Below are 12,752 nucleotides of genomic sequence, written 5' to 3'. Positions count from 1 at the left end.
CACCTTGACCGCTTCCTCTTGGCAGGCGCTTGCCGCTGACTTGCCACCCGGACGATGCGCGGACCACCCCCCACGCCGGGGAGTTCCGGGGGCGGGCTGCGGCGCCGGAACCGGCACGCGGCGGACCGCTGTCGTGCACGGCGTACGACCGGCAGGATGCCTCACCCGCACTACCAGCAGCTTGCCCGTCGGCCAGACAACCGTTCGACTGAGAGGGGCAGGGCAGCGAGACGGCCGCCCCCGGCATGGCCGTCCGCTGGGTCGGCGAGTACGGGCTTGTGCACGACCCTTGCGACCCCGTTTCAGCGTCGCGATCCGTGAAGCCAGTGGATTGACGAGACATGTGCCTGGCGTGTCTGCACGGACTCCAAGCCTCGGACCAGCCGAACTACTTGACAGGTGTAGATAAACCCGGCGGCGGCAGTACAGTCCGCCTGTACGACGCCGTCGACGGCGAGCGGCGCCTCTGTGGTGTTCGGGGTTCCGGTCAGCACCTCCGTCCTTACCAAGCCGCTTCCGGAGGCTCCGGCCTTGTGCGCACCGGTGGCCCGCATTGACTCACTCATGCAGTTGCCGCCCTCCATCACCGGTGAGACAGAGCAGTGGAGGCACCATCGACCCACACGCAGAACTCGCCTACTGGACAGTGCTATCCGGGCCGATCTGCAAGTCGTTGAACCTATGCGCCACCGCGACCTCAAGGCCGAAGCCGAGGCAGCACGTGCCCATCTCTCCGGCGAGACCTGGTGGAGGCACGGGCCCGGCTCCGTGCCCTGCGCGTCCAAGATCTCGGTGCCCGCGCCCGTGAGGGCCTGAGCCTGCCGCCCCTGCGAGATGCCCAGATGGAGGAGTTGCGGAACAGCGGGACGCGGCTTTGGCCGCCAGCCAGCGTGCTGCGGCCGACCTGACGGCCCTGCGCAACGTCATCCAGCGCTTGATGGTGGAGAACAGCCGACTGCTTCAGGCCACTCGGCACGCACCCGCGGGGTAGCGCACGGCTACGGCTTGATCGGCGCCGTCAGGTCCCAGCCGGGCGCCGAGCATGGCTGGCGGGCAGCTCAGACTATGAACCAGCGCTGGATGGCCGCCCGCAGGTCTGCCAGCTCAGCTGGGTCGGGGCGGGGTGAGCCGCAGGCCCAGGCCACGTAGCCGTCAGGGCGGATCAGCAGGCCGGTGAGGCCAGCCGGGCCGCCCCGCGCGATGACGAGGTCGACGGCGTCCTGCCCCTCCGTCAGTGCCGTTGCCAGTGACTGATCCTCGGTCAGGTCGAGGAGCAACGGCCTGCCTCTCCGGGCGACTTCGGCGAGCCGGACCTTCTCCGTCCCGGTGATCAGCTCCAGCTCCGGTGCGAAGTAGCCCACTGCGGGGTGGGGATCGGTGATGCTCATGTCGTAGCGCACGTCGGTGCCCGCGGTGAGGTCGGCGAGGTGCTGGACGACGTGCTTCTGGGTGAGCAGCTCCGTGAAGAGTTCGCGTAGGGCGGTGGTATCGCTCCCCGGCGCGGTGAGCGCGGACTGCGCCTCCGCGCTGAGCACCATGCGGCGGGCGGCCTGACGGCGCTCGGTGTCGTAGGTGTCGAGCAGGCCCGACGGGGCGGTGTCGCGCAGCGCCGCGGCAAGCTTCCAGCCGAGGTTGACGGCGTCCTGCATACCGAGGTTCAGCCCGGGGCCACCGCCGGAGGTGTAGACGTGGGCGGCGTCGCCGACCAGAAAGACCCGGCGGTCGCGGAACCGCTCGGCGACCCGGGTGTTGCCGCCGGTCAGCCGTCGCAACACATGCGGGCCTGCTCCGTCCGGCGGGTTGAGCGGCAGGTCGACGCCGAGGACTCGCTGAATGCTTGACTGCATTTCGGCCAGGGTCATCGGCTCGTCCGTGGCGGGCTGGTCCCACTCAGTGGTGCTGATGAGCGGCGGCTGGCCAGGGAACGGCGCGTAGGAGAAACCGCCCTGGTCGGTGCGGTGGGGCAGGAAAGGCAGGACCGGCCCATGGCCAGGAACGGTGAGCGCACCGTTGACCGGGTCGACCCAACCGGCCGGGACGATGGCGTGGGCGGTGCGGTTGGTGCGACGGTCGTAGCTGACGCCTGGGAAGGCGATCTTGGAGAGCTTGCGGATCACGCTGTGCGCGCCGTCTGCGCCGACCACGTAGCGGGCATGGAGCTGCTGGTCGCCGTCGGGGCCGGTGACGTCGAGGGTGACGGCGTCCTTGTCCTGGATGACGGCGCCGACCCGGTGTCCGCGCCGTAAATCGACACCGAGCATATGGGCGCGCTCCTCCAGGACTTGGACGATGCGGTGCTGTGGAGCGGCCAGACCGAAGACCGGGCTGGTGTCCAGCAGGCCGAGGTTGAGGCCCATGGCGGCGAACATGAAGTAGGCGGAGTTCGGCTGCGGGGGCTCCGGACTGCCGCTGAGCGGCTCGTACAGACCGCGGTGGTCGACCAGGCGCACCACTTGACCCAGCAGGCCGTTGGCCTTGGGTTCGGTACTGGGGTGGAGGAGTTGCTCCAGCACGATCGGGCGGATGCCGGCCAGGCTCAGTTCGCAGGCCAGCATCAGCCCGTTCGGGCCGCCTCCCACGATGATCACGTCGGCTGTCACGGTCAGGTCTCCTTCGTGTGAACGGGTAACGCGGCAAAGTAAGCGAGTTGGTCGCGGCTCATCGCTACGGGACGGGCAGGCCGGCGGCGAGCTGCTCGAAAACCTGAGCCAGGACCGCGCCGAGCGGCGCGGGTTCGCCGGCGCGCAGGCTGTGCTCGACGGCCACCGCGCTGCCGGTCGCGACCACGGCCGCGACCAGCTTCGGGTAGACGTCGCGTTCAGCGTCGGTGCCGGTGCGCTGTGCGACCGCCTTGGCCAACTCCTGCTGGGCGGCGGCGTTGGCCTTGACAATCTCACCGGCCAGCGCGGGTTCGGCCAGCATCAGCCGCACCCCCTCACGCCAACGCTCGTTCTGCGGCGCGGAGTTGTCCTGCGGAACGAACTGGCCCAGGACGGCGTGGAGCAACGAGTCCCAGAGCGGTTCTCCGACTGGGCGGACGAGCAGGTCGTCAGCGACGCGGAGCATCCGCTCCAGGTGGCTGGCGGCGATCGCCTCGGCCTTGCTGGCGAAGTAGTTGCGGAAGGTGCGGACGGAGACGTCGGCCTCGGCTGCGATCTGCTCGATGGTCACATCGGCCCAACCGTTCAGGACGCAGAGCCGGATCGCCGCCTGACTCAGCGCGACCCTCGTCTGCCGCTTCTTGCGCTCGCGGAGTCCAAGCTGCCCGGTCATGCGGGCCTCGTCTGCAGGTACCATGCGAGAAGCGTAGGGAAAATCTTGCCGAGAAGGCAAGATTGCCAAGAAGGAAGTTTTTTGGACTGCGTGAGCGAGACTTCAACTCGCCGTCAACGTAGACGTCCTCGACGTCGTCGCCGCAGTCATCTTCACCGGGCTGGACGTACTGAGCCCGACCGTGTGCCTGGCAACCCGGACGACCCTGGTGCCCCCCGACTACGAGACGACTCACTCATCGAACGCTGCCGGGCCGACCCTGCAGTCACGAGGGCCACCCCTGTCGGTCACCATTGACCCACCTGCGGAGCACCCCGTGACCTGCCGGACGGGCGCCCAGCGGCGCAGAATGCCCCGTACCAGGAGAGCTTGGAGCTGAACCGGCTGGCGCTGCTCGACGAGCTCCCGGTGGCCCGGCGATCTCGTTGATGCCTCGGTAGTCCCACAGGTCCGAGCCGCACACGCAGGTGGCGACGGTGCGGATCACCGCATCGGTGGGCTGCTGGAGGGCGGCCTTGGGCCGGTCCTCGACCCGTACGTCGCGATCCTGATGCGGCGGGCGACGGCGGGTAGTCGTCGACGGTCACGGAGTTGTAGAGGCGGGCGCTCTTGGTGGTGAGGCGGAGGAGGGCGCGGCTGGGTCCCGCGGGCAGGGCGGAGATCAGGCGGGCGCCCTGGGCCAGTCCCCATACGCCGAGGTGGGACGTGGGGATCAGGGTCTTCGCCGCGCTCAGCGCCACCGCGCGGCTGCCCCGCACGTGCTTGGCCATAGCGCGCTCGTAGGCGGGGAAGGCGCGCTCGTGGTCGCCGCCCGCCCGTGCCAGCTCTCCGGCGAGGACGTACGCGCCGACGATGGCCAGGGTGGTGCTGCCGCCGACGGCCGGACCGGGGCAGTAGCCCGCGTCGCCGACGAGCGTCACTCTCCCCTGCGACCAGGTGTCCATGCGGAGCTGGGTGATCGAGTCGAAGTAGAACGCCGGGGTGCGGTCGAGTTCGTCCAGCCAGCTGTCCACGTGGGCGTGCATGCCGGCGAACGCACCGCGCAGCAGTTCCTTCTGCCGGGGAACGTCGCGGTGGTGGCAGGCGAGTTCGCGCTCGCTGCGGAACAGGAACAGCGCCCGCGCGTCGCCGAGGTGCCGAGCGCCGTACATGCCGGCGGTGCGGCCGACGCCGACGTGCATGAGGAGTTCGCCGTCGAGGCCGGAGACGTTCGGCAGGCTCAGCACCCCGAGGTAGGCCCCGATGAAGGCGTTGCGGCGGGGCTCCTCTTCGAAGACGAGTCGGCGCACGTTGGAGTGCAGCCCGTCCGCGCCGACGACGAGGTCGAAGCGGCGCGGCGCGGCGTTTTCGAACCGCACCTCACCGTCGGGCGAGAGCGCGGTGATCGAGTCGCCGAAGACGTACTCGACCTCGTCGCGTGCGGCCTCGTAGTAGATCTCGCTCAGGTCGTCGCGCATGATCTCGACGTGCCGGTCGGAGGCGCCACCGAAGATCTTGGAGAGGTCCGCCCGGACCGGACGCCGTGAGCCCTCCCGGTAGACGGTCATCCGGTTCGTTCCGGTGGCCCGTTCCTCGATGCGCGGGAGCACACCCATCTTCTCCGAGATGTTCACCGCGGGCAGGAACAGGTCGACCGCGTGGCCGCCGGTCCTGCGCGGAGCCGGCGTGCGCTCGACGACGGTGACGCAGAAGCCGTGCCTGGTGAGCCAGTAGGCCAGCACCGGACCGGCGACGCCGGCGCCGGAGACGAGAATCCGCATGGCACCCTCCTTTTCCATTTCAGTCCGGCCGTACGGCGTGGATGGCGCTGAAGGCCAGCAGGGGGACGGCGGTCCGCGGCGGGTCCTCGAGCAGGGGCGAGTGTCCGAGGCCGGGCAGGAACGCGACCTTCGTGCCGGGAACGGCGCGGTAGTCGGAGGCGGATGAGGATCGCCATCTGCGGTCGTCCTCGCCGAAGATCACCAGTAGCGGCTTGCCCAGGACCGTCAGCCGATCCGGCAGCGTCCGCTGTTCCAGGCAGGAGCGGGTGGCCCGCATCGACGTGGTGAGCGAGTGGTGGGTCATACGGCGCACGTCATCGAGGAGCTCTTCCGGGATCTGGTAGCCCGCGCGGCTGAAAGCGGTGCTCGCGAACCGCCGGAGCTGCTCGTCGGCCGGCGGCCACTGCGCGAGGCCGATCGCGGCGGACTCCGGTGCGATGAGGGCGTCCAGATTGGGTCCGGTGTTGATGAGCACGAGCGCGGTCACCAGCTCGGGCCGCTGCCCGGCGAGGGCGGTGGCGACCACTCCGCCACCGGAATGACCGACGACCACGGCGTGCTCGACACCGAGCCGGTCCAGTGCCACGCCGGCCCGACGTGCCTGGTCCGGGATCGCGTAGCTGCGGTCGGACGGTTTGGCCGATCGGCCGTGCCCGAGCAGGTCGATCCGGATGACGCGGTGAGATCCGGTCAGCAGCGGAACCATCGGGTTCCATGAGCGGGTCGAGGAGGCGGAACCGTGGATGAGCAGGAGTGCGCCGCGGGGGCCGTCCTGGCACACGTGGATATCGCCGTCGTCCAGCGCCAGGGTCGCACTCTCGGTGGCTTCGGCGCCGCCATTCACGTGCGGTCCGCCGTCAGAAACAGTCATGAGCCCACCCTCTCCGCCCGCATGTGCCGGTGGATTGGACGAATGTTCCTCTTGGAGGTCGCACGAATAGAGCGGTTGAAAAAGCGGGCGTCACCATCCGCAGCGGAAACGGCAAATGACGCGGGACCACCCGCACTCGCCTATCCGCGCGACCTCTCAGCCGGCTCGCATAGCATGGGATGATGCGGACGTTCGTACACGGTGCGGCTCGGTGGGACGTCGCATGCCCGCGGCGGCCCAGCCAGGTGGCCGGTGTCACCATGGCCGGGTTCCGTGTCCGTGACCTGAACGCGCTCCGGATAGTCCCGCACCCGACCGTGACGCTGCTCCTGGAGTTCGGCACCGGTTCGCCCGTCATTGACTGTGCCGCCGGGCGACAGCAGCGGGGAAGCGTCGTCGCCGGGCCCGGGCTCGGTTCCGGCGGCGCGGTCCGGGCGCGGGGAGAGAACGTCGAGTGCGTACAGGTACGCCTGTCCCCGGTGATCGCACGCGCGATCCTGGGCGCCTCCCCCGCCGACCTCGACGGCGCCGTCGTGTCGCTGAGCGACCTGTGGGGCCGGGAGGCGTCACGGATCCGGGAACATCTCGGCGATGTCTCATCCTGGCAGGATCGCTTCGCGTTGACGGACGCGCTGCTCGCCCGCCGGCACGAGGCAGGGCCGCCGGTGGATTCGGAGGTGGCCCGGGCCTGGCACCGGATCGTCGTCAGCCGTGGCCTGATCCGGGTCGACGGACTCGCGGCCGAGGTCGGGTGGAGCCGTAAGCGGCTGTGGTCCCGGTTCCGGTCGCAGCTCGGCCTGCCGCCCAAACGCGCCGTGAAGCTGGTCCGCTTCGACCATGCCGCCCACCGCCTGGTCGCGGGTGAAGGCCCGGCCGAAGTCGCCGCCGACACCGGCTACGCCGACCAGTCCCACCTGCACCGGGACGTCATGGCGTTCACCGGAACAACTCCCGCGACCGTGGCCCGCGAGCCGTTTCTCGCCGTTGACGACCTCGCATGGCCCAGCCGGGGAACAAATCTCACGCCACCAGGGAGCCCCGGCTCGGTCGCCGACCGGAGGTGAGACGGCTACCCCTGTGAATGGCGCCGGCCACCGAACTCCTGCAGCAGTGCGTTGCGAAGCTCTCTTTTGGTGGTCCAGAGAAGGCAGCGGTCCGTTCCCGCTTGGAACTCGATCCGGCAGGCATGACGCTCCTCCTCGATGGATGTTCGAGGGTGATCGGATCGCCTCTGGTCCGGAGGCACTCCGCCTTCTGCTCCGCCGCCCTCGTTCCCCTTGTCAATGGCCATGGGCGTGCCCGCCGACCTTGTCCGCGGTCTGCCGCGTCCTGCGCCCACCGCTGTCCTGCGGTGTGGCAGCCCCCTTGTCGCTGCGCCGCTGCTCGGGCTGCTGAGGATTGGACATGCTGAGTCCTTGCCCACTCTCATCCGACTCGCTTTGGGCAGGGGGCGACCTCCCTGTCCGCTGCCTGGCCCGCGATCAGGGACGCATGCCAGCGGGCGGCACTTGCGGTCGACGGCAAGGGGAAGCTTGCTGGTGAGCCCGCCTCTGGAGCGTCCAAGGAGAGCGGCCTTCAGCCGGCGCTTCCGTCGTCGCCGGATACGGCGTCGTTCTTCCCGGGGGATCGTCTTCGCAGTCCTGCCCGCTTTGTTCTTCGAGGCCGCCCCTCTTGGCCTGGCTTTCTCCTCCTCGGAGGCAGCCTTTTCCAAGACGGTGATGACGTCCTGGCCGAGGTGCATTGCGGCCGCGTCGTGGTGGGCCCGGGCGGTGGTGGAGTCGATGCTGACCAGGGCCAGGTCCGCCCCACCCCGCTTCGCGGCTTCCGCGATCAAGCACTCCAGCAGGGCCTCGAGGACACCGGCGTCCCGCCACTGCCGGAAACAGTGGTGGACGGTCGACCAGGCACCGAACTTCGCCGGCATCTCTCACCGCTGTCCGTCAGTCCTGAACCGCCAGATCACGCCCTCGGACTGCTGCCACAGCCGCTCGAGATACGGGCCCTACTCGCAGATCGGCAGGTACGGCCCGGTGAACTCCCATTTCTCATCCGTCAGTTGCAGTCGCGTCAGGCAAGAAGACCTATCCTTCCGGCCGCGCCGCCGGGGCGAAAATCTGGGACTGCCACCGTCCGCCATCGAGCCGAACCGGGCTCAGCCGAGACCACGATGGCCGGCCCACAACTTCCCGGCACGGCTGGCAGCGTCTGCGACCAGGGACGCCAGTTCGGGCTTGTCGGGGACGGGGAACGAGACGTACGCGCCCCGACCACCACCGACGGGCCGGCCATAGGCCTTTACGGCGAGGTGACCGTCCGCGAGAAGCCGGACATTGAGCGTGGTGAGCGTGAACGCTTCACCGCGTCGAGTGTCCGTCCAGCGGAGCGCCTGCGGGATCGTGACATTGATCGCCAGAGCACTCACTTCCAGGTCGCTGCTCATGGACAGATGATCTCACGCAAGTCCCCGCAGGGGGCCACAACCGGCACATGGAACAGGCAGTTTGATCACGGCTCGATACGCGCCCCGTCAGAAGCCTGAGCACCGCTTCTTCGACCGGCCCCTGGTCATCCGTTCGCCGGACCGGATGACCGCGCCCAGGCCGAGTCGGTCAACGCCCGCATCCGGCGAGCGGTCAAGGCCCGCGGACACTTCCCGAACGAGCAGGCCGCCCTGAAGTGCGTCTACATGGCGATCATGCCGCTCGACCCCACCGGCAACGGACAGGCCCGCTGGGCCATGCCCTGGAAGGCCGCGCTAAACGACCCTCGACATCACCCAGTGCCGATGGTTCGAGGGTGGTCGGGCATGCCGGGGCACGGTTGCTGGTGGATCTCGCTGACGCCACAGGGCTGACCGCCGCGTACTCCGCCGCTCTCGGCCGCTTCGGCCGCGCGGAACCGAGCAGGACCCGGGACGGGTCGCCACGATCTCGCAGTGATGCTCGCCGACGGCGGTGAGGCGATCGCGGATCTGGCCGTGCTGCGGGACCAGGGCGAGGTGTTCGGCCGGTCGTCGCCTCCACGCCCACCGCCTGGCGGTTGCTCGCTGACACCGATGAGGCTGCAATTGCCTCACTGCGAGCGGGCCGCGCCTGCGCCCGGGAAGTCGCCTGGATGCAGGCCGCCGAGACCGGCGAGGGCACACCTGCTGTTCGGGTCGGAGGACGAGAGGTTCCCGGCCTGGTTCTGGACCTCGGCGCCACGCTGGTCGCCTGCCACTCGGAAAAGGAACAGGCCGCCCCGTCCTACAAGGGCGGCTTCGGCTTCCATCCGCTGCTGTGTTTCCTCGCGGACCCCGGCGAGGCCGTGGCGGGACGGCTGCGGCCCGGTAACTCCGGAGCCAACACTGCCGCCGACCACATCGCGGTGTTCGACCAGGCGCTCGCGCAGATCCCCGACGCTCACCGGCACGGCACCGACATCCTCACCCGCGCCGACAGTGCCGGATCCGCGAGAGCCTTCCTCGCCCACGTCCGCGATATGTGGAAACGAGGAATCCGTACCTTCTTCTCGGTCGGATACGCGGTCACCGAGCCGGTCCGCCGCGCTGTCCGGGCGATCCCCGAACGCCTCTGGCATCCCGCCCTGGACCAGGACGGCACCCTGCGTGATGGCGCCGAGATCGCCGAGCTGACCGGCATGGTGGATCTGGCCGGCTACCCGGTCGGCACCCGCATCATCGCACGCCGTGAGCGGCCGCACCCCGGAGCCCAATTGTCTGCTCAGCTTGCCGCCGCGGCCGCGTCCAGGCCTTGCAGCGCCGTGGGCTGCTGTCCGGTGGGCCAGGGCTCCTTGACCTCACTTCATGGATTCCGCGGGTCTGGGCGTGCTGGTCTACCCGATGCGGTCGACGGGGTCGCGAGGGGGCCTGGTCCGGCTGGCCGGAGCCGGTCCACAGGTGTGCGGGCTGCTGGAGCTGACGGGGCTGGATGCGGCCGTCGAGGTGTACCCGGACGTCGCTGCGGCCTCGAAACCGGCCGCCACGTGAGCGGCGCCGCGCGGATGCTTCTTCTCACCGAGGCGAGGGACCAGGAGGATACTGCGGGTGGAGAGTTCCCCTGAACCGGACAGCACCAGCGTCCCGCTACGGGACGAGGCGCTGATGTCCGCCCTGTTCGAAGCTGCCGGCGCCGGTATGTATGCGGTCGACGCCGATGGGCAGGTGATCGCCTGCAACCCGTGGGCGGAGCGGTTGCTGCGTTACGAACCAGGCGCGCTGATCGGCGTCAGCGCGCACGAGGTACGCAACCCGGATACCGGCAGTGGGGGCCTGCCGCGGCAGGCCCCCGTCCTGCGGGACGTGGCGCTGGGCAAGCGGATCAGCGGTGACCGTGCGGTCCTGATGCGAGCCGACGGCACCGCGCTGGCGGTGTGGTGGTCAGCGGCGCCCCTGCCGCCCCAGGCCGGCTATGGACCCGGCGCGGTGGTTGTCTTCCACGACATCTCCGCCCAGCGTGAGCGGGCCGACCGCCAGGCGGACCGGTACGCGCACAGCGAAACGATGCGCGAGCAGGCCGAGTACGGCCTGGCAGAGGTGACCTGGCTGAGCGAGCTGACGCTGGCCATGGTGAGTACCCTGGACGCCGAACAGACCCTGGGACGGCTGGTACGGCTGCTCGTGCCCCGCCTCGCCGACACCGCCCTCATCCACCTGTCCGAACAGGGGGCCCCGCACCAGACCGCCTGGGCGCACCACCTCGCCGACGTCCTGCCCCCCACTTCCGGCGAGTCCAACCAGCCGCCCGAGAACCCCCGGCACCGGGCTGCCCTGGACCGGGTGCTGCAGGGCGCCGGAATACAGCACGTCGCCGTCGCCGAGAGCGACGCACCGGCGGACCTGCTGAGTGTGGTGGAAGCCGTCGACGTGCTGGTCGTGCCCCTGCGGCTGCGGGCCACCACGCTGGGCGCGTTGACGCTGTGCCGTGCGGCGGCCAGCCCGGCGTTCAACGAGGCCGACCGGGTCCTGGCCGAGGAAGTCGCCCGCCGCACCGCGCTCGGCCTGGACAACACCCGCCTGCACGCCGCCCAGGCCGACATCGCCGCCACCCTCCAGCGTGCCCTGCTCACCGACCTGCCTGCCGTGACCGGCCTGGAACTGGCCGCGCATTACCAGCCCGCCCAGCGCGCCGCCGAGGTCGGCGGCGACTGGTACGACGCCTTCCTCCTGCCAGGCGGTGACACCGCCCTCGTCATCGGCGACGTCACCGGCCACGACATCCAGGCCGCCTCCCGGATGAGCGAGTTGCGCAACATGCTCCGCGCCCTGGCCGTCGACCGCCCAGAAGAAGACCCCGGCCAGATCCTGCAACGGCTGGACACCGCCCAGTCCCGCCTGACCCTGGCCGACTCCGCCACCGTCATCTTCGCCCGCCTCCACCCCACCGGTGACGGCACGTGGGAGCTGGCCTGGTCGGTGGCCGGGCACCCTCCGCCCCTGCTGCTGGCCACGAACGCCACGGCTGACTACCTCACCGGCCCCCACGCCATGCTCCTGGGCGTACGCCCCACCATGCCCCGCCCCACCGCTCGCACCACGCTGCCCGCCGGTGCCACCCTCGTCCTCTACACCGACGGCCTGGTCGAATCCCGCACCCAGAACATCGACACCGGCATGACACGCCTGCGCCAGCACGCCGACACCCACCACCACCTGCCCCTGCCCCGGCTGTGCGCCCAGCTCGCCCGCGACCTCGGCGACCCCCGCGACGACATCACCCTCATCGCCGCCCGCACCCCACCCGCCTGACACCCGACACCAGCCAGTCAGGCGTGTCGTCGCTGGACGGAGCAGGAGCAGCGGGAGGCCGCCGCGCTGCGGGAGAGGTGCTGACCGAACGCGAGGAGAAGAACAGCGTCGCGATCGCCTCGAACGAGAGTTTCAGCGGCTGGACCAAAACCTTCACCGACCCGGGCTCTGCGCGGCCATCGTCGCCCGGCTCACCTTCGGCGGCAGATCTCATCCAAACCGGTGCCGGATCCTACCGGCTGGCCCTTGCCGAGGCCCGGGCCGCCGCACGGGAAGCCACCGCGGGCTGACGTCATACGTGGCCCCTCTTGAACAGGTGCGGCCAACATCACGGCGCCGAGGAAGGTCCCCGGCCTTGGAAGCGAACCATGCCCACTTGGCCTGAACTCCCTGCTCTGGACGGCGCAGATCGGCTGGGGAATCGCTTGGCCAGTGCTCGGCGGAGAGATCATCATGAGGGAATGCCTGAGAACCGATCCACTGTGGCACCCACTGTGATGCGGCTCGCCCAGTACACGAAGGCGGACCAGGAGGAAATCCTTGGCAACAGCGATGATCCCTTCGGCATCGCCTGGACCGGTCTGACCTGGCTGCCGAAAGAAGAGCACTTCGCCATCCGGCACGACCGCCGCCTCGTGGCACACGCCGGCCTGCTGCGACTGCCTGTCGCGATCGGCGACGCCGAGACAGAGGTGGTGGGCGTCGGCGGGGTGGCCGTCTCACCCGGCATGCAAGGTCAGGGCCTCGCCCGCCTCGTCGTCGCAGCTGCCCTGGAGCACGCCCGAACGATGGGTCCTCAACACGCACTCCTCTTCTGCCGGCCTCCCCTCGTGCCGCTCTACCAGCGCCTCGGATGGCACCCGCTCGGCAAGGACGTACTCGTCGACCAACCCGAAGGCCGCCTGGTGACCATGCCGCTGCGGACCATGGTGACGCCGCTGCGCGACGATGCCCGGTGGCCCCCAGGACCAGTACGGCTGTTCTCACTCCCTATGTGACGGGCCCTTTTAGAGGTCATCTCATTTGGCCGAGTCGTTATGCTGTGGGCCGTGGTGGGGATTGTTGAGCGGCTGGTGCCAGACGAGTTGTGGGAGCTGTTCCA

10 protein-coding genes and 3 pseudogenes are annotated in these 12,752 nt (G+C 69.8%); 7 read left to right on the top strand and 6 right to left on the bottom strand.

The features are described from left to right. Positions 1–1,058: 1,058 nt before the first annotated feature. The 4 genes from ACH45E_RS38755 to ACH45E_RS38740 all read right to left on the bottom strand — a co-directional run bounded on the left by ACH45E_RS38755 (position 1,059) and on the right by ACH45E_RS38740 (position 5,904). Positions 1,059–2,600, bottom strand: a complete 1,542-nt coding sequence (locus ACH45E_RS38755; RefSeq protein ID WP_361456244.1) for an FAD-dependent monooxygenase — start codon at positions 2,598–2,600, stop codon at positions 1,059–1,061. 64 nt (positions 2,601–2,664) lie between these two features. Then, positions 2,665–3,297: a TetR family transcriptional regulator gene (locus ACH45E_RS38750; protein ID WP_361456247.1), complete on the bottom strand. Its 633-nt coding sequence runs from the start codon at positions 3,295–3,297 to the stop codon at positions 2,665–2,667. 263 nt (positions 3,298–3,560) lie between these two features. Further along, on the bottom strand, positions 3,561–5,033 hold the full coding sequence (locus ACH45E_RS38745; protein ID WP_399042445.1) for an FAD-dependent monooxygenase: 1,473 nt from the start codon (positions 5,031–5,033) through the stop codon (positions 3,561–3,563). 19 nt (positions 5,034–5,052) lie between these two features. Continuing rightward, positions 5,053–5,904: an alpha/beta fold hydrolase gene (locus tag ACH45E_RS38740; protein ID WP_361456250.1), complete on the bottom strand. Its 852-nt coding sequence runs from the start codon at positions 5,902–5,904 to the stop codon at positions 5,053–5,055. 182 nt (positions 5,905–6,086) lie between these two features. Here ACH45E_RS38740 and ACH45E_RS38735 point away from each other — a divergent pair, with 182 nt between their 5' ends. Further along, the gene (locus ACH45E_RS38735) at positions 6,087–6,968 is read left to right on the top strand and encodes a helix-turn-helix domain-containing protein (RefSeq protein ID WP_361456253.1); all 882 of its coding nucleotides are present in this window, start codon (positions 6,087–6,089) and stop codon (positions 6,966–6,968) included. Positions 6,969–7,184: 216 nt separating this feature from the next. Here the strand turns inward: ACH45E_RS38735 and ACH45E_RS38730 are convergent, their stop codons facing one another. Both ACH45E_RS38730 and ACH45E_RS38725 read right to left on the bottom strand, forming a co-directional pair. Beyond that, on the bottom strand, positions 7,185–7,310 hold the full coding sequence (locus tag ACH45E_RS38730; protein WP_361456256.1) for a hypothetical protein: 126 nt from the start codon (positions 7,308–7,310) through the stop codon (positions 7,185–7,187). 746 nt (positions 7,311–8,056) lie between these two features. Then, positions 8,057–8,344 (bottom strand): hypothetical protein, encoded by a 288-nt coding sequence (locus tag ACH45E_RS38725; RefSeq protein ID WP_361456259.1) that lies wholly within the window; start codon positions 8,342–8,344, stop codon positions 8,057–8,059. A gap of 162 nt (positions 8,345–8,506) precedes the next feature. Between ACH45E_RS38725 and ACH45E_RS38720 the strand changes: the two are divergent. The 6 genes and pseudogenes from ACH45E_RS38720 to ACH45E_RS38695 form a co-directional block, all read left to right on the top strand. Next, a pseudogene (locus ACH45E_RS38720) lies at positions 8,507–8,758 on the top strand (transposase); the annotation flags it as partial. Next, positions 8,647–9,624: pseudogene (locus ACH45E_RS38715) on the top strand (transposase); the annotation flags it as partial. The pseudogenes ACH45E_RS38720 and ACH45E_RS38715, both read left to right, overlap by 112 nt. An 85-nt stretch (positions 9,625–9,709) precedes the next feature. Next, a complete protein-coding gene (locus ACH45E_RS38710; protein ID WP_361456286.1) occupies positions 9,710–9,892 on the top strand; it encodes an STAS domain-containing protein in 183 nt (60 codons plus the stop codon). A gap of 57 nt (positions 9,893–9,949) precedes the next feature. Further along, positions 9,950–11,650, top strand: coding sequence for a SpoIIE family protein phosphatase (locus ACH45E_RS38705; protein ID WP_361456262.1), 1,701 nt, complete (start codon positions 9,950–9,952; stop codon positions 11,648–11,650). A gap of 74 nt (positions 11,651–11,724) precedes the next feature. After that, positions 11,725–11,940, top strand: a pseudogene (locus ACH45E_RS38700) (ATP-binding protein); the annotation flags it as partial. A 171-nt stretch (positions 11,941–12,111) separates the two neighbouring features. Then, positions 12,112–12,648, top strand: coding sequence for a GNAT family N-acetyltransferase (locus ACH45E_RS38695; RefSeq protein WP_361456265.1), 537 nt, complete (start codon positions 12,112–12,114; stop codon positions 12,646–12,648). Positions 12,649–12,752: the final 104 nt, after the last annotated feature.

Origin of the sequence: Streptomyces sp. NPDC020299 (assembly GCF_044387825.1) — a bacterium.
Classification (GTDB): Bacteria; Actinomycetota; Actinomycetes; order Streptomycetales; family Streptomycetaceae; genus Streptomyces.
This window is presented reverse-complemented; position numbering and strand designations above follow the sequence as displayed.